This window comes from Clostridium sp. MSJ-8 (assembly GCF_018918325.1).
In the GTDB taxonomy this organism is placed as follows: Bacteria; Bacillota; Clostridia; order Clostridiales; family Clostridiaceae; genus Clostridium.
The window spans coordinates 39,579-60,396 of the sequence record NZ_JAHLQH010000036.1; the positions used below are offsets into that span (position 1 = coordinate 39,579).

General features: G+C 27.8%; 23 protein-coding genes. 17 read left to right on the forward strand and 6 right to left on the reverse strand.

Annotated elements, in window-relative coordinates; all coding sequences use genetic code 11:
* Window positions 1-17: 17 nt before the first annotated feature.
* The gene (gene ppk1 / locus KQI77_RS07355) at window positions 18-2,081 is read left to right on the forward strand and encodes a polyphosphate kinase 1 (protein ID WP_216389776.1); all 2,064 of its coding nucleotides are present in this window, start codon (window positions 18-20) and stop codon (window positions 2,079-2,081) included.
* Window positions 2,082-2,197: 116 nt separating this feature from the next.
* On the opposite strand, the gene KQI77_RS07360 is transcribed toward ppk1, so the two are convergent.
* Window positions 2,198-2,752, reverse strand: a complete 555-nt coding sequence (locus KQI77_RS07360; RefSeq protein WP_216389778.1) for a hypothetical protein — start codon at window positions 2,750-2,752, stop codon at window positions 2,198-2,200.
* A gap of 165 nt (window positions 2,753-2,917) precedes the next feature.
* On the opposite strand from KQI77_RS07360, the gene KQI77_RS07365 reads away from it, so the two are divergent.
* Genes KQI77_RS07365 through KQI77_RS07380 form a run of 4 tightly spaced genes read left to right on the forward strand, consistent with a single transcriptional unit; the run spans window position 2,918 to window position 6,179 of the window.
* Window positions 2,918-3,055 (forward strand): hypothetical protein, encoded by a 138-nt coding sequence (locus KQI77_RS07365; protein ID WP_216389779.1) that lies wholly within the window; start codon window positions 2,918-2,920, stop codon window positions 3,053-3,055.
* A complete protein-coding gene (locus KQI77_RS07370) occupies window positions 3,045-3,731 on the forward strand; it encodes a response regulator transcription factor (protein WP_216389781.1) in 687 nt (228 codons plus the stop codon). Before KQI77_RS07365 ends, KQI77_RS07370 begins: the two co-directional genes overlap by 11 nt.
* Window positions 3,732-3,735: 4 nt before the next feature.
* On the forward strand, window positions 3,736-5,151 hold the full coding sequence (locus KQI77_RS07375; protein ID WP_216389782.1) for a HAMP domain-containing sensor histidine kinase: 1,416 nt from the start codon (window positions 3,736-3,738) through the stop codon (window positions 5,149-5,151).
* A gap of 47 nt (window positions 5,152-5,198) precedes the next feature.
* On the forward strand, window positions 5,199-6,179 hold the full coding sequence (locus KQI77_RS07380; protein ID WP_216389783.1) for an Ig-like domain-containing protein: 981 nt from the start codon (window positions 5,199-5,201) through the stop codon (window positions 6,177-6,179).
* A 3-nt stretch (window positions 6,180-6,182) separates the two neighbouring features.
* On the opposite strand, the gene KQI77_RS07385 is transcribed toward KQI77_RS07380, so the two are convergent.
* Entirely contained in the window at window positions 6,183-6,911 is a 729-nt protein-coding gene (locus KQI77_RS07385; protein ID WP_216389784.1) for a TIGR03915 family putative DNA repair protein, read from the reverse strand.
* A 69-nt stretch (window positions 6,912-6,980) separates the two neighbouring features.
* Window positions 6,981-8,324 (reverse strand): putative DNA modification/repair radical SAM protein, encoded by a 1,344-nt coding sequence (locus KQI77_RS07390; protein ID WP_216389786.1) that lies wholly within the window; start codon window positions 8,322-8,324, stop codon window positions 6,981-6,983.
* A 227-nt stretch (window positions 8,325-8,551) separates the two neighbouring features.
* Here KQI77_RS07390 and pdxS point away from each other — a divergent pair, with 227 nt between their 5' ends.
* Window positions 8,552-9,433, forward strand: coding sequence for a pyridoxal 5'-phosphate synthase lyase subunit PdxS (gene pdxS / locus KQI77_RS07395; protein ID WP_216389788.1), 882 nt, complete (start codon window positions 8,552-8,554; stop codon window positions 9,431-9,433).
* 2 nt (window positions 9,434-9,435) lie between these two features.
* Window positions 9,436-10,008, forward strand: coding sequence for a pyridoxal 5'-phosphate synthase glutaminase subunit PdxT (gene pdxT / locus KQI77_RS07400; protein ID WP_216389790.1), 573 nt, complete (start codon window positions 9,436-9,438; stop codon window positions 10,006-10,008).
* 56 nt (window positions 10,009-10,064) lie between these two features.
* Here the strand turns inward: pdxT and greA are convergent, their stop codons facing one another.
* Entirely contained in the window at window positions 10,065-10,529 is a 465-nt protein-coding gene (greA, locus tag KQI77_RS07405) for a transcription elongation factor GreA (protein WP_216389792.1), read from the reverse strand.
* 96 nt (window positions 10,530-10,625) lie between these two features.
* On the reverse strand, window positions 10,626-11,585 hold the full coding sequence (locus KQI77_RS07410; protein WP_216389793.1) for a glycosyltransferase: 960 nt from the start codon (window positions 11,583-11,585) through the stop codon (window positions 10,626-10,628).
* A gap of 213 nt (window positions 11,586-11,798) precedes the next feature.
* Here KQI77_RS07410 and KQI77_RS07415 point away from each other — a divergent pair, with 213 nt between their 5' ends.
* Window positions 11,799-12,299, forward strand: coding sequence for a methyl-accepting chemotaxis protein (locus KQI77_RS07415; RefSeq protein WP_216389794.1), 501 nt, complete (start codon window positions 11,799-11,801; stop codon window positions 12,297-12,299).
* Between the two features lie 307 nt (window positions 12,300-12,606).
* Here KQI77_RS07415 and KQI77_RS07420 read toward each other — a convergent pair whose 3' ends face one another.
* Window positions 12,607-13,038, reverse strand: coding sequence for a hypothetical protein (locus KQI77_RS07420; protein WP_216389795.1), 432 nt, complete (start codon window positions 13,036-13,038; stop codon window positions 12,607-12,609).
* Window positions 13,039-13,217: 179 nt separating this feature from the next.
* Between KQI77_RS07420 and KQI77_RS07425 the strand changes: the two genes are divergently transcribed.
* From KQI77_RS07425 to KQI77_RS07465, 9 genes are all read left to right on the forward strand, one after another.
* Complete coding sequence (locus KQI77_RS07425) at window positions 13,218-13,673, forward strand: zinc-ribbon domain-containing protein (RefSeq protein WP_216389796.1); 456 nt, start codon at window positions 13,218-13,220, stop codon at window positions 13,671-13,673.
* A gap of 48 nt (window positions 13,674-13,721) precedes the next feature.
* Window positions 13,722-14,780 carry an FHA domain-containing protein gene (locus tag KQI77_RS07430; protein WP_216389797.1) on the forward strand — a complete coding sequence of 353 codons (1,059 nt, stop codon included), beginning with the start codon at window positions 13,722-13,724 and terminating at the stop codon, window positions 14,778-14,780.
* A gap of 398 nt (window positions 14,781-15,178) precedes the next feature.
* Window positions 15,179-17,353, forward strand: a complete 2,175-nt coding sequence (locus KQI77_RS07435; RefSeq protein WP_216389799.1) for a transcriptional regulator — start codon at window positions 15,179-15,181, stop codon at window positions 17,351-17,353.
* A gap of 49 nt (window positions 17,354-17,402) precedes the next feature.
* Window positions 17,403-17,828: a membrane-associated protease 1 gene (locus tag KQI77_RS07440; RefSeq protein WP_216389801.1), complete on the forward strand. Its 426-nt coding sequence runs from the start codon at window positions 17,403-17,405 to the stop codon at window positions 17,826-17,828.
* A 30-nt stretch (window positions 17,829-17,858) separates the two neighbouring features.
* Window positions 17,859-18,284 (forward strand): membrane-associated protease 1, encoded by a 426-nt coding sequence (locus KQI77_RS07445; protein WP_216389803.1) that lies wholly within the window; start codon window positions 17,859-17,861, stop codon window positions 18,282-18,284.
* Window positions 18,285-18,380: 96 nt separating this feature from the next.
* Window positions 18,381-18,833, forward strand: a complete 453-nt coding sequence (locus KQI77_RS07450; RefSeq protein ID WP_216389804.1) for a J domain-containing protein — start codon at window positions 18,381-18,383, stop codon at window positions 18,831-18,833.
* A gap of 20 nt (window positions 18,834-18,853) precedes the next feature.
* Entirely contained in the window at window positions 18,854-19,411 is a 558-nt protein-coding gene (locus KQI77_RS13275; RefSeq protein ID WP_216389805.1) for an FHA domain-containing protein, read from the forward strand.
* Between the two features lie 25 nt (window positions 19,412-19,436).
* Entirely contained in the window at window positions 19,437-19,958 is a 522-nt protein-coding gene (locus tag KQI77_RS07460; protein WP_216389806.1) for an FHA domain-containing protein, read from the forward strand.
* Between the two features lie 11 nt (window positions 19,959-19,969).
* A complete protein-coding gene (locus KQI77_RS07465; RefSeq protein ID WP_216389808.1) occupies window positions 19,970-20,809 on the forward strand; it encodes a PP2C family serine/threonine-protein phosphatase in 840 nt (279 codons plus the stop codon).
* Window positions 20,810-20,818 lie beyond the last annotated feature (9 nt).

Sequence of the window (20,818 nt, forward strand, 5' to 3'; positions counted from 1 at the left end):
AAAGGAAGTAAAATAGTATGGCTAAAGAAAAAAAGAAATGCACATATACACAGAATAGGGAATTATCATGGCTTAAATTTAATGAAAGAGTGTTAGAAGAAGCTGATGATAAGGAAGTTCCTCTTCTAGAACGATTATCTTTTAGTTCGATATTTATAAGTAATTTAGATGAATTTTTTATGATAAGAGTAGGAAGCTTATTCGATTTATCACTTGCTGAAAAATATGTCATAGATACTAAAACTGGTATGACACCAAAGGAACAATTAGATAAGATATATGAAGCAGTAAAACCATTTTATACTAAAAAGGATAACATACATTTTCAGTTAGAAAATAAAATGAGATTTTTTGGCATATGTTCCTTATCAATAGAAGAACTTACTTTAGTAGAGAAAGAGTATATAAAGGATTATTTCTACAATCAAATATTACCTATATTATCTCCTCAAATAGTTGATAAGTTACATCCTTTCCCATATTTCAACAATAAACTTATTCATATTGTAGCAATGTTAAAAAATAAAAATAATTCAGTTTTGGGAATTGTTCCTATTCCAACTACATTACCGGAAGTTGTATTTTTGCCTGGAGATGGAATTAGATATATTCATACTGAAAAAATAATATTAGAATATGTTCAAGAAGTATTCGATATGTATAATGTAACAGAAAAAAATTATATATGTGTTACTAGAAATGCAGATATAAGTGCTGATGATGAAGCATTTGATATAGATAATGATTTTAGATATTTAATGCAGAGATTATTATCTAAGAGAAAGAAAATGGCAGTAGTACGACTTGAAGCAGCATATCCTATGAGTAAAAAATTCGAAGAATTTTTATGTGATAAATTTTCTATAAATAAAAAGCAGATATTTTATGTAAAATCACCAATGAAAATTCATTACATAGGAGATATAAAGAATAAATTGTCATTAGAACTTAAGATGAATCTTACTTATCCTAAGTTTAAACCTCAATTACCTAGTGTAATTGATAATAATGAGAGTATTGTAGAGCAGATAAATAAAAAAGATTTATTATTATCATATCCATTTGAGAGCATGAAGCCTTTCTTAAATTTATTAAAAGAAGCTGCTAATGATCCAGATGTTGTATCAATAAAGATGTGTATATATAGATTATCTAAGAATTCTAGACTTATAGAATATTTATGTATGGCAGCAGAGAATGGAAAAGATGTTACAGTACTTATAGAGCTTAGAGCTAGATTTGATGAACAAAATAATATAGACTGGTCAGAAAGGTTAGAAGAAGCAGGATGTAAAATAATGTATGGATTCGAAGGATTCAAAGTACATTCTAAAATATGTCTTATAACTAGAAAGGAACAACAAGATATATCTTATATAACATATATAGGAACTGGAAATTTCAACGAAAAAACTGCTGAATTATATACAGATTTAGCACTTATTACTGCTAATAGAGAAATAGGTATGGATGCAGTAAACTTCTTTAAGAATATGGCTATATCTAATTTGAATGGTACATATAAACAATTATTAGTTTCTCCATATGAACTTAAGAATAGAGTTATAGCACTTATAAAGAATGAAGCTAGAAAGAAAGAAAATGGTTCAATAATTATAAAAATGAACTCAATTACAGATATAGATATAATACATGAACTTGCAAAGGCATCAGCTGCAGGTGTTAAGATACACCTTATAATACGTGGTATATGTTGTATAATACCAGGAGTGGAGAAATATACTGAAAATATAACTGTAACAAGTATAGTTGGTAGATTCTTAGAACATTCTAGAATATATAGCTTTGGTACAGGAGAGGACCAGAAGATATATATATCTTCAGCTGATTTTATGACAAGAAATACAGAAAAAAGAGTTGAGATAGCTTGCCCTATAAATGATGAGGAATTAAAGAAGAGAATTAATCACATAATAGATGTTATTTTATCAGATAATTTAAAGGCAAGAGAATTACAATCTGATTGTAATTATAAGAAAATAGAGAATGATAAACCACTTATTTCTAGTCAAGATGTTTTTATGCAAGAAGCTATAGAGTGTAATTATAGTGAAGAATAAAATATTTTTTTAGTTATAAAAGAAGAAGGGGCTGTCGCACTAAAAAATAGTGCGATGCCTTTTTATACCCAAAGTTCAGAAAGAACCGAACATACTGATACTATCCCCCTTTTTAATTACATACCTAAATTAAAAGTTTTTTGTATTTCACAACCACTTTTGGCTTTAATTTTATTTTTTAATATCTTTAAATCCTCAAGAGATTCTACATCATAGCAATAACAACCATTTTCAGTATGAATTCTTATGCTATAAGAATATCTTGTTCCAGTTAATACAATCTTTTTTATATCCTTATAATTGATTAATACACATGCATTTCTATTAATACCAATCAATCCAAGCTTTGACACATTTAATGTCTTTGATTTAATAATTGGATTATTATAGGAGTCTTGTATAATTTTTTTATCATTTTCATTTAAAGATTCAATCATATTTATAAATTCTTTGTCTTCATTTCTATTAGAAAAATAGTATATACATATAATGGCTAATATTATTGCATTTACTAATATGTATATAATAAAATTTAAAGTATCTCCAAATAATGCTTTATTATTTTTAATTACAAAAACAAAATTCAATATAATTATGGCTATGCTAAATACAGATGTAGTCATATATATTATGTTTTTTCTAGTTTTCATTAATTTTTTTATTTCTTCCATTTATCTGCTCCTCATATATTAGCTTTATTTATTTTTTTACCCAATATAAATCGTTGATTTCAATTATTACTTTTATGAATTTACCTCCATAGTTTTATTATGACATTTTCTTGCAATAAGTAAATAATTTCAATATATAAATGTTAACAAGTTGGCAATATAAATATGAAAGTTAGAAAAAAGAATTTGCTAATATATATATATATGAAGAGTAAAGAATATGATATTATAAAAAGTGCATTTGGAAGTGAATGTTATATTGAGAAAAAAATACAAGGGGGAATTAATAATTATGAAATATAAAATTGCTGTTGTTGAAGATGAAGCTCCAATAAATGATATATTATCATCTGCATTAAAATCAGAAGGATATAATGTATGTAGTGCTTTTTTAGGGGAAGAGGCTAGAAATATTTTACAAGGGGGAGATGTTGATTTAGTCTTGTTAGATGTTAATTTACCAGATGAAAGTGGATTTGATTTATGTAGATTTATTAATACAAAATACAAGATACCTATAATTATGTTAACAGCTAGAACAGATATAGTAGATAAGGTTCTTGGGTTAGAATTAGGTGCTGATGATTATATAACTAAACCATTTCATATAAAGGAAGTTATGACAAGGGTAAAGGTAGCATTGAGAAGAGTATCTCAATATAAGGAGGATATTGTAGAGGATAGGACTATAAATTTAAAAAATAATATAAGAATAGATTTCGAAGGAAGAATTGTTTATAAGGGAGAGGAAGAAGTAAAGCTTAAACCTAAGGAATATGAGTTGTTACAATTTTTGGCACACAATAGGAATAAGGTATATTCAAGAGAAGAATTATTAAATAAAGTATGGGGATATGATTACTATGGAGAGCTTAGAACTGTGGATGTTCATGTAAGAAGATTAAGAAGTAAATTAGATGATGGTAAAAATGATTCTATAATAGAAACTGTCTTTGGAACAGGATATGTGTTGAGGTGAATTAATGAAGATAAAATATAAATTTATTATATGGCTTTCAATAGTATTAATAACATCTGGAGTAGTATTAAGTGTTATTCTTAATAAATCTATAGTAATTAATATGGAATCTAATGTAAAAGAATATATGATAGAAACATCTACTAGTATAAGAGAATATGTTAAATATGAGTTGTTTATGAATAATTATAATATTTCTGAAGAAGGTTGGGTAAAAGCTGCAGATGAAATAGTTAATTATGTAGCTATTAATTATAATTGCAATGTACAACTTACTGATATGAAGGGTAATGTAATTGCTACAAAAGGTAATGAGAAATATAATGATGTTTTTGAAGAGTCAACAAAATCTGCATTAAAAGGAAAAGCAATAATTAATTTAAAATATAGTGAAAATACAGTAAATGGTATTTTATCATATCCAATATATATAAATAGTAAATACATAGGAGTATTAAATATAAGCAAAAGTTATAATGAAATTTATAGCTTTTATAAGAAAACTATGAAGAATGTAACAATAACAGAAGTGACTATATTTGTACTTATATTTATAATATCATATTTAATTACAAGAAAAATAACTAAGCCAATTATGCAATTAACAGAAGCAGTAATAAAAGTAGGCGAAGGAGATTATAGTGTAGCACTTAATGTAAAGACAAAAGATGAGGTTGGAATACTAGCAAGAGAATTCAATAATATGGAGAAAAAACTAAGTACTGAGAAGCAGAAAGTTGAGAAACTAGAAAATAGTAGAGTTGAATTTTTTAATAGAGTTACTCATGAATTAAAAACACCATTAACATCTATAACAGGATATTCTGAGATGTTAATAGAAGGAATGGTGGAAGATGAAGAATTTAAGAAAAGAGCATTAAAAAGCATTTATAATGAAAGTAATAGAATGCATGAGATGGTATTAGATTTAATAGAAGTATCTAAGGGATTATCATTTGTTAAAGAAGAGAAGCAGGCTATAAATATGTCTGAACTTATAACAGGTGTGTGCATGGATATGAGTATAAAAGCTAATAAATATTCGATATCAATTAATCACAATGTAAGTGAAGGTGAAGTTTATGGACAAGCTAATAAAATAAAGCAAGTCATAATAAATGTAATTGATAATGCAATAAAATATTCTATACCTGATGAAGATATATCAGTTAATTGTGATATACATAATGATGAATATATTATTGAAGTAGCTAATAGGGGAGGACCAATAAGACAGGATATATATGATAAAATATTTGATCCTTTTGTAAAAAGTGATGAATCTAAAGAAAAATCAAGTAGAGGACTTGGCCTATATATATGTAGTGAAATAGTGAAAGAAAATGATGGTGATATATTTATTATAAATGGCGAAGTTGTACGAACTGTAATTAAGTTTCCTTGTTATATTAAATTGTAATGAAAATATAGAAAATAAAAAATAGGTTAGGTTAGGAGGAAGTTTGAGTGAAAAATAAAGGAATATTAGTTGGAATAGCAATAATCTTTATAATTGCATTGGTAGGATGTAAGCCTAAAGATAGTAAAAGTGTTGTTTCTGATGATGTTAGTGCTGAATCTCAAGAGCAAGAAAGAGAAACAAAGAAAAGTATAGAGCTTGCAACTAATTATCTCAATGAGGGAAAGTATGATAAAGCAAAGGAAGAATATGAAAAGATTATAGCACAAAATATTTTTAATGCTGAGATATATAAGGAAATAGAAAAAATATATATGGATAAAGGACGATATGATGATGCATATTATATAATAAGCATGGCTATAGCTAATAATGTTGATGTAGAAAACATGAATAAAATACTTGATGAAATAAAATCGAAGTTTCCAGTAATAACATTAAACAATTCAATATATGTTGGAAATCAATTCTCATTGCCTACTAGTGTTTCTTTTGATGTAAATGGAGAAACAGTAGAAAAGGAAGTAAAATGGCAAAATAATTATGTTAATACAAGTATATTAGGAACTTACACATATGAAGGTACGGTTGAAGCTTATGGGAGAAGTGTGCAGCAAGTTTTGGTTATAAATGAAAAGCCTGTAGATAAGTATGTCAATGAAGAACTAGGTTTTTCTATGATATTTCCTGATAATTGGAGTGGCAAATATGAGTTACGTGCGGAGACAGAACATATTCAGAGCTATTTAACTAATAATGAAGAAGCAATAAGAGAAGTAATAGTTTTATATAAAGGTGTAAATGGCTATGGACAAATCTTTAGGATAGTAGAACAAAATCCTGGTGATGAAAATCTAATTAATCCAGTTGATGGTGCATTAAGCTATTTTATAGCAAAGGACAAGCCATATGTGGTAGGAACACCTACGGGATTAGGTTATGATGAAAATGCAACAGATTTTGAAGAATATATGAAACTCTATAATGAAGCAAAAGATGTAATAAACTCGATAGAAGTTTTACAATAGATACTAATTCATATGCCCCCAATATTTGCGGGGCATATGTTGTTTCATACAACGAATATTACGGCGTTCTTCAATATTCACAGAATTATAGAAAGTTTTCCACAGTTTACTATATTCTATATCATAATTGTTGTTAATTTGTTTATAATTATCATAGTCGAAATGAGTTATTATAGAAGAATTTCCATTATATACAATAGCTAAACTTCGTTTTATGTCATGTATTATAAAGTACTGATCTGAGAACCTTTTTGTAAAATGTTTTTCAATAAGAGGAAGTATATTATATTCTGGTTCTATAGAACTATAATATCTTGCAGGACTGATTTCTTTAAATCTAATAAATCCAGTTAATAAATGAGCTTCATTAGTAACTTTTTTAGAATATCTATCAATTAATATTATAGTATCATTATTTTTTGCGAGATTAATCTTTATTCCGTATTTATAACACAGTCTTAAATAATCTAAGATAACATTTTCTGCACCTTTTATGTCGCTCAAATAAACTAAATAAATATTTTCAAGAACGGATAAGTTTAGTTTTTCATTAATACTAGTATATACTCTTGTGAATTTGTCTATTTCGGTATCTATTGTTTTAGTTGTATTTAATAGTGAAGGAATAAAATTTATTTCCTTTACTATGTTTATATGTTCTTTTGCAGGATAAGCATAGAATATAGCTGTAAGTAATCCTTCAAATGATCCATCATATATATAATCTTTCATAAATTTATAATCCTTTCTTCCTCTATAGGAAATTATATATAATTCTATATTTGTCTTGACGATATTTTTTTATATTTCACCAGTTATTGATGATGAGTTATCAGATAATAAATACCTTTTATTGAATTTCATAAGGTTATTATTCATAAGATTTATTGGGGTGTTATCAAAAAAACTAAGTTGTTCTATATCTTCATCTACAAGATTAAGATCAAATTTTGGTGTAAGAGCTCTTTTTATCTTGCAATCATCAAATTCAACAGCACCATGATATTTACCATTACAGGTAATGAAATATTGAGCTCTTTTAAGAACTATTCCTAATTTCTTTAAATCAGAGAAGTTTAGGTTGCATAGTCTTCTAGAACTAATTATCTTTTGTGCTCCTTTTATTCCTATACCAGGAATACGTATAAGCATATCATAGGGAGCTTTATTAATCTCAACCGGAAAGAGATCGAAGTTATTTAATGCATAAGTTGTCTTTGGGTCAAAATTAATATCAAAGTTAGGATTGTCCGCATTTAATAACTCAGAAGATTTAAAGCCATATACTCTAAGTAGCCAGTCACCTTGATATAATCTATGTTCACGTAATGTTGGTGGATTTTTAATGTTAGGAAGATTACCACCTGTATTCACAGGAGTATAGGCTGAATAATATACTCTCTTTAAATTAAATCTATTATATAAATTTTCAGATAATGTAAGTATGTTTAGATCATTATCCTTAGTTGCTCCAACTATGAGTTGAGTACTTTGGCCTGCAGGTACAAAATTATTAGAATGTCTGTAGTGTGATTTTTCATATTTATTAGCAATAATATTATTTCTAATAAGTGCCATAGGCTTAAGAATATCATCTTTATTCTTCTCAGGGGCTAATAATTTAAGTGACGAAGATGAGGGCAATTCTATGTTTACACTCATTCTGTCAGCATATAGACCAGCTTCTCTTATAAGGGCTTCATCAGCACCTGGAATAGCTTTAAGATGAATATACCCACCAAAGTTGTATTCTATACGTAATTTTTTTACTACTTGCAATAAAAGTTCCATAGTATGATTAGCATCTTTAATGATAGCAGAACTTAAGAATAAGCCTTCTATATAATTACGGCGATAAAAATTGATTGTTAGGTTTATAATTTCATCAGGAGTGAAAGTTGCTCTTAAAACATCATTAGAACGTCGATTTATACAATAAGAACAATCATATATACAACAATTAGTTAATAGTATCTTAAGAAGAGATATACATCTTCCATCAGGAGTAAAACTATGACATATACCACTTTTAGATACAGAGCCTAAGTTATTTTGGGAGGATTTTCTTGTTGAACCAGAAGAAGAACAAGATACATCGTATTTTGCAGCACCTGCTAATATTTCTAATTTTTTATTTAAATCCATATAACTACACCTGCTTTAAGTTAATTTATGATAATAGTATATAATAAAATAGCAAAAAGAACAAGTGTTCGCTATAATGAATAATGTCAAATGTATGCATACAAAATAAATGTACCCGTACATTTGAAAAAAACATATTTAGAATTTATTATAATAAACATCAGATAACAGTTAGCTAACTTTGTCAGTATTTTATTACAAATGAATGACAGGGGGAAATTAAAAAAATGAATAATACAGTAGAGAGAAAGAAAGTAAATAAAAATTTAGCTCAGATGTTAAAGGGCGGAGTAATAATGGATGTTACTAACAAGGAAGAGGCAATAATAGCAGAAAAAGCAGGTGCATGTGCAGTTATGGCTTTAGAGAGAGTACCTTCAGATATAAGAAAAGAAGGTGGAGTTGCTAGAATGTCAGATCCTAAAATGATTAAAGAGATTCAAGAAGCAGTATCTATTCCTGTTATGGCAAAAGTAAGAATAGGACATTTTGTAGAAGCTCAAATATTAGAAGCTCTAAATATAGACTTTATTGATGAAAGTGAAGTATTAACACCTGCAGATGATAAATATCATATAAATAAAGAAGAATTCGAAGTTCCATTTGTATGTGGTGCAACAAATATAGGAGAAGCACTTAGAAGAATAGGTGAAGGTGCATCAATGATAAGAACAAAAGGTGAAGCAGGAACAGGAGATGTTGTAAATGCAGTAACACACATGAGAACAATGACTAGCCAAATAAAAGAAATTCAAAAAGCTGATAAAGAAGAATTAATGACTATTGCGAAAAATTATGGAGCACCATATGATCTTGTTAAATATGTATGGGAAAATGGTAAGCTACCAGTTGTTAATTTTGCAGCAGGTGGTATAGCAACACCAGCAGATGCAGCATTAATGATGCAATTAGGTTGTGATGGAGTATTTGTTGGTTCTGGTATATTCAAGTCAGATAATCCAGAAAAGAGAGCAAAGGCTATAGTTCTTGCAACTACATATTATAATGATCCAGCAAAATTAGCAGAAGTTTCAGAGGATTTGGGTGGTGCTATGTCTGGAATTAATGCTTCAGAAGTAAAAACACAATACGCAAAAAGAGGCTGGTAATTATGAATGTAGGAGTTCTAGCATTACAAGGTGGAGTTGAAGAACATGTTAATGCAATAGAGAAATTAGGTCACAAAGCTATATTGGTAAAAAAACAAGAAGATCTAAATAATATAGATGCAATAATATTACCAGGTGGCGAGAGTACAACTATGGGAAGATTATTAAGGGTAACAGGATTATTAGAACCATTGAAGGATAAAATAAGAGAAGGATTGCCAACATGGGGAACTTGTGCAGGAATGATATTACTTGCAAAAGACATAGAGAATGATAGCAGGAAGCATTTAGAGCTTATGGATATATCAGTTAGAAGAAATGCATTTGGAACTCAGATAGACAGCTTTACAACAAAGAAGGTTATAGAAGATATTTCAGATAAAGAAATTGAAATGGTATTTATAAGAGCACCATTTATTGTAAGTGCAGGTGATGATGTTAAAGTATTAAGTGAAGTAGATGGAAATATAGTAGCTGCAAGAGAAAATAATATTTTAGTAACATCATTTCATCCGGAATTAACTAACGATACAACTGTATTAGAGTATTTCTTAAATGAAAAAAGTTATTGTTAGATTTATAGAAAAGTAATGACTAAAAAAACGACGGCTTAATAAAGTCGTCGTTTTTTTTATAAGATTTCAAGTACTTCAACAGTATAGTTTTCACCAGGTGCATTAACTGTAACTACATCTCCTACTTTTTTACCTTTTAGAGCTTTACCCAAATCAGATTCTATGCTGATGGCCATATTCTCTGGATCTAGATCTAGTGTAGTTACAAGTGATATTATTTCTTCATCATCATCTTCAACGAATTTTACTCTTGCTCTACTATTAATACCTAAGGTAGATTTATCTATTTCAGAATCGTCTATAACTTTTGCAGTGGATATCATAGATAGTAGATATTGAATTCTATTGTCGTTTTCTCTATAGTTAGCACAAGCTTCTTTATATTCAGCATTTTCAGAACGATCTCCATGAGCAGCAGCTATAAGTTTTTCTTTAGCTATTTCAGCTCTTTTAACAGTTAATCTATAATCTAATTCTTCTCTTAATTTTTTTATATTTTCTTCAGTTAATTCATTATGCATAAAATTCACTCCTTATATACAAAGATATCTAAGCTTTAACTTATTATATGCTTAATAGAATAAGTTTTCAATAGAATAAGCTATTTATGTAAAACATTATATGTAGTTAATAAGTTTGGTATAATCTCTATTATTAGTTTCAGCAAAGATTCTATCTTCCTTTGGTAGAGAATTTATATATATATTATTAGAGTAATCATATTTAACTAATTTATAGAAGAAGTCTTGCAATTCTTTAAATAGAGATACAGTTACTATAGAAGTATCTAGTTTCATAACATAGTCTAATATAACAGCATAGGTTTTATATATTATATATGTTAATTCTTCTCTATAATCATTGTATAAGTTGTTGATAATAAAATAATTATACAGAGCTTCCATACTTGCCATCTTATCATATATCTTTATAGAGATGTTATCTGTGTTAGTTAATGAAGTAGGGTTTGCAGTATGAAAGTATAATAATTTATCAGTAGAATATACTTTTTTACAATTAACTATGACTTCTCGAATAAAATCTATGTCCTCATATGAAACTTTTTCACGAAATAATATATTATTAGATTTTATAATAGAAGTTCGTATTATTTTTCCCCATACAAATCCAGAATGCAGAATAAGTTCTCTTTTTTTTGTTAAATCTAATTTTCCTAATGCATTATTAGAAGTTGTTTTCATTTCTTTATCTAAACCTTCATGATAAAATTTACAATCAACTATATCATGTTTGCCTCTTGTAGCAATTTTATATAGAGTTTCTAACATTGTTTTATCTATATAATCATCACTATCTACAAAACATATAAAATCTCCTTGGGCACATGATAATCCATTATTTCTTGCTCCACCTGGACCAATGTTTTCTTCTAAATCTATTATTTTTATATTATCATAGCTTTTATATGAATTAATTATATTAATACTGTTATCAGTAGAACAGTCATTAATCAATATTAATTCTATCTCATCTAGGGTTTGAGATAAAATTGAATCTATACATCTATGTAGATATTTTTCTGCATTATATACAGGTACTATTACAGATATTTTCATAAATTCTTCCTCCTCTTACGTAAAATATTACAAACAAAATTCTTAAATGTAAAGGAAGTTAAGAAATAAAATGTGTACAAATGTTTAACATTTTATAATATATTATTTTTTCTGTAAAGGTATTAATAAAGATAACGAAAATATTTTATGAGATGGAATATGTATATATTGTATTTGCAATAGAATAAAATTAAGAAAAAGGTGGGGTTTTTCATGAGAGAAGAAAGCTTAAATCAAGAATTAAAGACAATTAAAGATAATTTATTAGAGGCAAAAGATTCAATAAATGACATTACTAAAAGCTCATCAGAACTAGAAGCTTCAATAGCAAGTATTCAAGAAATTGTTAAGGTTGTAGAAGATAACCTAGATAAGATAAATACTGTTGTAGAATTTATAAAAGGTAATGCTACTCGTTCAAATATGTTAGCATTAAATGCATCAATAGAAGCTGCAAGAGCTGGAGATATGGGAAAAGGTTTCTCTATTGTTGCAGGTGAAATGGGTAAATTAGCTAAAGCAAGTTCAGAATCAGCAACTCAAATAACAGATGTTGTAAATGAAATGGTTAAAGCAATAAGTGATGTAGGTAAGGTAGTTGAGAGTTCAAAAGAAACTGCTAAGGAAAGAGCAGAAGCAGTAGCAAAAGTAACTGAAAAGGTTAAAGAATTTGAAGAAGCATCAGCTGCAGTAATAGATGGCCTAGATTCATAAAATAGAAATCTAATGCTTATTTGGCTTAAGTAATATTATATTTATTATTAGTATCAAATATTATATGTTTTCATAAATAGCATAATTTCATTAAGTATTTCTAAATATAAAAAATTAAGGTAGTTAAATGTTGTAAACTCACTAAAGTTCAAACAGTACAACATTTTAAACACTACCTTAATTTTTTTATAATAAGAAATACTAAAATTCATCATAACGTATGAATAAAATTGAGCAAACGCTTTGTAAAATCAAAGTCATCCTATTTTAATTGGTTACTGCAACTAATGCTATTCTATTTTAATTATCAATCATCTTTATCATCTCTAATTATTTCAGTATAGTTTTTTATGTTATACAAAATTTCATTAAAAGCCTCTACTCGTAAGCTATTAGCTATAACGCTTAGAAGATATGAATAAGAAAGAAGGACATAAGGAGAGATTATAAAAGAATCTTCACCATATAGATCACTATTATACTTTTCTTCTATTCGCTTTAGTGACACTACATATAATACTATATATCCAGCAAGAACATAATATTCTCCTATAAGTGTAACATAATCAGGTGATATATTTTGTTCGTTAATATCTAGGGCTTCATATATATCATATTGGGCGCCTGAATAAAATAGAGAATATCCAACAATAAGTAGTATTGCACCAAATTGTTCGAGTTTAGCTATTTCTATATCTAAAGATTCTAGATAATCTATAAATGAATCTACAAATCTCATACAGCACTTCCATAAAATATTAGTCATATGTATTATATGCAGTGTTTCTATATAAATTAATTTTTGATATAAATATACAATTTGATTAAAAAATGTTGAATAGGGAAAACTATAACTATATAATTATGTGTAGACAAAAGATTATTGTAAGAAAATTGTATAGGGCGGAGGATTATTTTATGTTTTGTGGAGCATGTGGAAAAGAAAATGAAGATGGGGCTCTTTTTTGCGCATATTGTGGTAATAAGTTCATAAAAAAACAATATGATAAGAAATATGATGAAGCAGTTGAACATCTAAAATATGAAGGATTTGAGATATTAAGTGAGTCAGGAGATGACAAGGCTCAAGATATAGTAGTAGAAGATAGAGTGAATAAAGAACCAGTAAAAAAAGAGAAAATATCTAAAGTATCAAATAATGAAGAAAAGATACATAATAATAAAGTAAATGATAAGTTAGAATTTGATAATAAGGATAATAGTAGAAAATATGCTAATAATATGGGACAAGTAGTTGTAGATGAAAAGAAAAAAAAGAAAAAAGATGTTCCATTAATTGCTGCAATAGTTATATTAATAATATTGATAGTTGTAGGTATATGTGGCTTTGCTTATTATTTTCTATCTAAATAATATAGAAATATAAAACAAAGTTATTAAACAGAAAGGATGAATACAGAGATGAAGTGCCAGAATTGTAATCATGAGAATAGAGATAATGCAGTATTTTGCGTTATGTGTGGATGTAAACTAGAGAAAAAGGTTGATGATAGCAATACTAAGAAACTTGCATATGTTGTTTCTGACAATGAGGAAGTAGATGAAAATTTATTAAATAATACCGTTGATAAAGAAATAGGAGAACTTGTTCACTATACATGTGGAAATGTAATGGGAAAGACATGCTTCAAATATGACATACATGGATTAAAAACTTTACAAGAATATACTAATGGAAAGGTAATAAGAAGAGAAGAGATACTAACAATATTATTAAATATAATAAATGCTGTGTTAGGTTTACAGATGAAAGGACTTAAGTTAAATAATTTATTTTTGAAAACTAGCCAAATGTTTATAGATGAAAATAACTTGATGGTGAAGATGATATGTTTACCTATTTCTAATAGAAATCAAGATAAAAGTCTTGATGGTCTTATAAAAGAAATATTATTAAACACTGAGTTTGATTATAACGAAAACTGCAGATATGTAAAAGAATTACTTAGATTCTTTGACGAAAATAATACATTTGATATAAATTTATTTACTGGAATAATAGAGAAGTATTTAGATGAAGAACCAGAAGAAGTAAAGAAGGAAAATAAAATAAATATAAGAAAACCAGTTGTAGAAGAAGAATTTGATGAAGGTGCAACTACATTATTACAACCTGAAGAAGATGATTATGATGATGAAGGTACAACAGTACTTAGTGTTGTACCTAATTATCCATATCTAATACGATTAAATAATGATGAAAAAATAGAAATAAATAAAGGAATATTTAGAATTGGAAAAGATAAAAGAAGTGCTGATTATATAGTAACTGATAATAAAGCAGTAAGTAGACAACATGCAGATATTGTAACTAAAAATGGAGAATACTATATAATGGATTTAGATTCAACTAATCATACTTATATAAATAATAAGGTTATCCCAGCCAAGACAGAAATTAAGATTGAAGATAGCGATATAATAAAATTAGGAAATGAAGAATTTCAATTTTTTAATTAAGTGATAATAATATTCATTAGGAAAACAATATATATGGACTTTATAGTTTTGATTTATTCTTACTATAAGGTCTTTTATTATGCATTTTTTATCAAGTATATCAGCAAATACTTTAAGTTGATTACGGACTAAATACCAATCCTAATAAATTTTAAACTATAATATTTAATTTTACCCATAAAAAGTATATAAGATTTAAGCTACCTCCCCCATTTGTCTACAAAAGTTTATGTAAAAAAGTAAAATAAATAGAAATAAGAGGTTAAATAAATATATGGAGGATTATAGAGAAAAATAAATCAGAAAATACAAAAAATGGTGTTGAAAAGTTTTACATGTTAATGTAAAATTAATAATAATTAAACAATTTGTAAAAACCATGAAGAGGAGAGAGGCAAGTGGATATTATACAACAAACCAATAGAACTATTTTATTTGAAGAAATAAATCCAGAGAAACTTGATTTATTAACATTAGTAGGAGATGTAAAAGGATTAAATAGTTTAAATGATGATAAGATAAAGGAAATCAATGAACATTTATTAGTAAGTAGCTTTGATGAATTTTTGGATAAATTCTCACCAGTAGTTTATTCATTCTTCAATGCTAGCAATCAGAAAGTAATGTACACTCTAGAAAAGCCTGAAAACTTTCCAGAAGAATTAATTACAGAGATTCCAATAAATAAATCTAATGATTTTCTTAAAATGTTGTTTACTCTTATAGACACTAAGAGGGCACAAGGAATAGAAAATGTAGATTTTAAATTTGAAAATTTATTAGATATGATATCACCTAAGAAGGTAATGGATGACATTAAGCAATCAAGAAAAGAAATTCAATATACATATTCAAAGTATGAAGAATTAGATGATGAAGATCCAACAAAGCTTGATTTAGGGGACAAGCTAAATCATATGTTTGATGAAGCTAGTGAAAACTATAACAATATAATGGCTATGTTACCTTTAGCAATAGAAGATATTAAGACTAGATTATTAATAGGTGGAGAAGATGGTAACAGCAATGGTGAACAATTCTCATTAGGATTGTTAAGTATGGGAGAAAACGGAGAATTAAAAGTTTTAGAAGCTCCAAAACAAGAAAGTACTGCACTTGTAGCTGTTGATGATAATGCTAATATGGGCTTAATAGAAGCTTTTGAAGATGATTATGATGCAATAAGTGATGAAAACTCAAAATCTGATTATGTTAAGAGCTTAGTAGTTAGAACATTCTGTCCATTAACATCTACAATGCAAAGTGAAGTAGATATAGAAACAGAAATACAAAACTATAACACATACCTAGATTTTTATAAAACTGCAAAAGATGATTTTATAAAGACTGTTAAGCCACTTATAGAAAAGATTCTAGGTGTTAAGATGTACTTTGATCAATATCAAACAAAGGGTAAGGGAATGAAACCTACATTGTTAGTATGTAATACTAAACTAAGTAGATTAGTTAATTCAACTAACATCCCTAGATTAGAAACTTTCATGAGTACAGTTAATGATAAGAATGATTTCAAGAATACAATATGGTTTGCAATAGTTCCATCAATAGAACTAGAAGCATCTGCAAAGAATACAGTTAAGAGAGAAAGATTTAAATCTAATAAGAAAGTGGAAAAGACAGATTCTAATACAATGGAAGATTTATCATTATTATTAGATGTATGCAGAAGATATAGAACTCAAGTATTCTTTAGCTTTGAACCTAGAGAAGAGACAACATTTAATTCTGTTGCTACAACAGGTGTTGATAAATTTATGGATAAATGTGAAGTGTTAATGCGTAAATCATATAGCGAGTTTGCTATTCCTTGTATACCTAACTTCACAGTTATTCCAAGAGAAAAGTCAGGAGTTATATTAGATAACAAAATGATTATGACAGAAGATGGAGTTGCTGAATTATCAAAAGAAAAAGAAGATATATTAAAACTATGGATAGAGGGAGTATATATTGGTGCATCTTATATAGCTGCTGGTATAGTTTCAGCATATCAATGTCCTGAATATTTAAGAGAAAACTTCAAAAAGGTATATTCAGAATATCCAGGTGTAAGATTTGATATAGAGGCTGGAGATAACGCATTAAGAGTCACAACAACTCTTGCAAAAGAAATATCAGGATTTACTAATGAAATTAAGAGTGCAATAAATAGAAGAAACTTCGGATTTGTATTCTCATCAGAAAATGCACAAGTAGATGGTAGAGAAATTAAACAAATAACAGTATATAAGGCTAGAAGTTTACAAAGCAATGAAACAGATTTTGAATCTATCTATAAGACTTTAGTAAGTACTTATGTTGAAAGATTATTAAGATTCTATTCAAATGATTTTAAAGAAGATAATATTATTAAATTCTTCAGCAATAATCCTTCAAGTGTTAAGAGTAATTGGATATCACATAAAGACTTTGTAAATGCAATAATTCAAGATGGAGATGATATAAGCTACACTATAGATAATGAAAGTGGAATTTGTAACATAGACATAGCATTTAATGGTAATGTTAAGAATCTTGAAGTTGAAATTACAAGAACAGATGCTGCTAATTAATAAAATTTAAATATATTAATTAAATAAAAATGAGAGGAAGAAGAAAAGTATGGGATTCAGATTAAGTGTTACAGGTGGAGAAACTATAGAATTAGGATTAGAAAGTATAACATCAGTTGAATTTATGACTGATACACCTGATGATTCAAATGCTAGATCAACAGATTTAGGAACTACATTATTAATAAAAGGTAAAATAATACCAGCAATAGGAGGAGCAGATGCTGATTCAACAATGAACTTATTAAAATGGTCATTAGTACCAGCAGAAAAAGCTGATTGTTATAGAAATGTAACTGTAGATGTAGTTGCAGCTTCCCAAATGGTAAGACAAATAACTTTACCTAATGCCTTTGTAGTAGACTATGAAGAAGATTATGGTGATGAAGAAGGAGTAGGAACTTTCTCATTATTAGTTAAGCAAAAGAAAGATAAGACAGCAGATGTTAAATTCGAAGGCGGATTTGGTGCATAAGTAGAGAGAATATAAGGAGGAAAAAAGAATATGGGATTTAAAGTTTCAATACAAGGTGCTGAACAAATAGAATTAGGAATAGAAGATGTTACAAATGTTAAGTATGTAACTAATACACCAAAAGATACAAATGCTAGATCTAAAGATGTTGGAGCTACATTGTATATAGAAGGTAAAATATTAGCAGGTTTAGATGGTGCTGTTATAGATGGACCAAAGAAAATGGGAAAATGGTCATTAGTACCAGCAGAACAAGCAGATGCTTATAGAAATGTAAGTGTAGAAGTAGTATCAGCTGGTGGAGTAGTAAGAAAAATTACTTTTCCAAAAGCTTTCGTAATAGATTATACAGAACATTATGGCGATACTGAAGGTATAGGAACTTTCTTATTAGTTGTAAGACAAAAGAAAGATAAAATTGCTGATGTAGAAGTAGAAGGCGGATACGGAGCATAGTATATAAATAATTATTAAATTGAGAATTTAGATTTATCTAAATTCTTAATTTAATATATAGGAAAAATACAGATTAATACTTTTGAGGTTATTTTTATGAAAAATTATTATGAAGTACTTGGTGTTTCAAGAGATGCAACAAAAGATGAAATAAAAAAAGCATTTAGAGTTATGGCAAAGAAATATCATCCAGATAAAAACAAGGATGATGATGATGCAATAAAAAAGTTTCAAGATGCAAGTGAAGCATATGAAGTAATAGGAAATGAAGAATCTAGAGCAGAATATGATAAGAAGCTAGATGGATTTAATGCTAGAAAGTCTCAAGAAGGGGCTGGATTCAGAGGTAATAATACAGAAGAGAAGACTAAGACAAAGGCGAAATCTTCAAGTTCTAAGAGCCCTTATGAGAATCTACAAGATTGTTTTGAAGGTTTCTTTGGATTTAAACCTAATAGCAGTAAAATTGATAAAAATAAGATGGGTAATAAGAGCAAAAATCCTATAGATACATCAGCTATGTTTGAGAGTTTCTTCGGTAAAAAATAAATAGTGGAGTGAGTTAACTAGTGAAAAATAATAATAAAACTAAGTTAAAAGTTGGAGTACGAATTATAGACATGCTTATAGGAGCTGCTATATCACTTATATGTTTCACTCTTCTTACATTTATAGATAATTTATATGTTAGATATGGATTGATAGCGTGGGTTATTATAGTAGGCGTTACAGGATATCTGATATATGTATTAAAAGAAGAGAGAAGAAAAGAGATTATAGAAGAAGCTGGAATAAGCAAGATAATGTTAATGAATGAAGATAATAAGCCTATAAAAGAGTGGAATTTATTAGGCGAAGTATCAGTAGTTATAGGTAAAAGCACCAAAGATGAAGAAGTATATATAGATTTAAATGATTCAATATATTCACCACTTATAGATGATAATCATGCAGTGCTTAACTATGCAAGTGGTAATTGGTATGTTGAAGATATATCTCTTGATAAAGGTGTAGCAATAAAAAAAGCAGAAGATAATGAAAGATATAATATAGTAAAAGGATCTCCGTGTACATTGAAAAAGGGAGATGTAATATATATATCAAAAGTTAAATTACAATTAGCATAAAATAATTATTAAGGAGTGATTGAATATGGCACTTATTAGATGCCCTAATGGACATATGTTTAGTGAAAGAAGGTACGGAACAGTGTGTCCTTATTGTCATGTAGAAACATCAGGTGTAAGAGCAACTAATGACAATTCACCTGCAGCACAACAAACTTTTGAAAAGCAAGAAGTAGAGAAGGACTTGTTATATCAAGAAGTAGAACCTGTATGTGGATGGATAGTGTGCATAGAAGGTACAATAGTAGGAAAAGACTATAAGATAAAAAGTGGTAAAAACTTTATAGGTAGAGCAGATGATATGGATATTCAGATAATAGGTGATAATTCTATAGCTAATAGAAATCATGCCATAATAGTGTATGATGCTAAGAAGAAAAATAATGTGCTACTACCAGGTGATTCACAAGGAATAGCATATTTAAATGGAGAACCTGTATACATGCCATCAGAATTAGCACCATATGATGTAATAGATTTAGGTAAGTCTAAATTCTTATTCGTACCATTTTGTGGAGAACATTTTGAATGGGAAGAAAATGAATAGGGAGTTTTGTGATGATTACTGATGAGATTATGTTTAAGCTAATATTGATGTTATCTCTAGCAACTTTTATAGGTATATTGGTTTTAATTAGATATTTTCTAGCAAAAAAGATATTACTTAAAGATGTAATTGTAGCATCTAGACTTATGCTAGGAAGTGGGGAAGTTCAAGAAGATTCAGTAGGAATTACTGATAGTGATAATGGATTATTATCAGTCTTAGCTGATGGTCTAGGCAAGAAAGAGGCAGGAAAAATATCTAGTGAATATGCAGTACAAGAGATAAGTTATATGTTTATTCATGAAGGAAGTAGAGAAATGCAAAATTATTTCTTCAAGAAAGCATATAATAAAGCTAATCATGAGATAATAAGACGAGTTGAAAGAGATAAAGGTGGGGCAAGCGTTTTATCTACAATTATTGTTGATGGATATTTGCATTATGCATTAATAGGAGATGCTATGTTATGCATATATAGAAATAATGAATTATTTAGAATAAGTAAAGGTCATTCTATAGATGTTGTGGCAAAAGAGCAATATCATGAAGGAAAAATTCAAAAAGATAAAGCAATGGTAGTGCTACAAGATAAGAAATTATTATATTATTTAGGACATTCATCATATGGAGATATTGAACTTAATACAGAACCTATAAAACTTTACAAGGGAGACATAATAGTTCTTATGAGTAAAGGTATATATCAAGGCATAAAATGGATAAAGCTAGAAGATATATTAGGACAAAAGAAGAAAAAAGTACAAGAATTATGTGATGAGATAGTACACAATGTAGATACTCAGAGTAATGGTAGTATTATATTAATGAAATATACAGTTAAAAATAAATAAGTAGGGTGG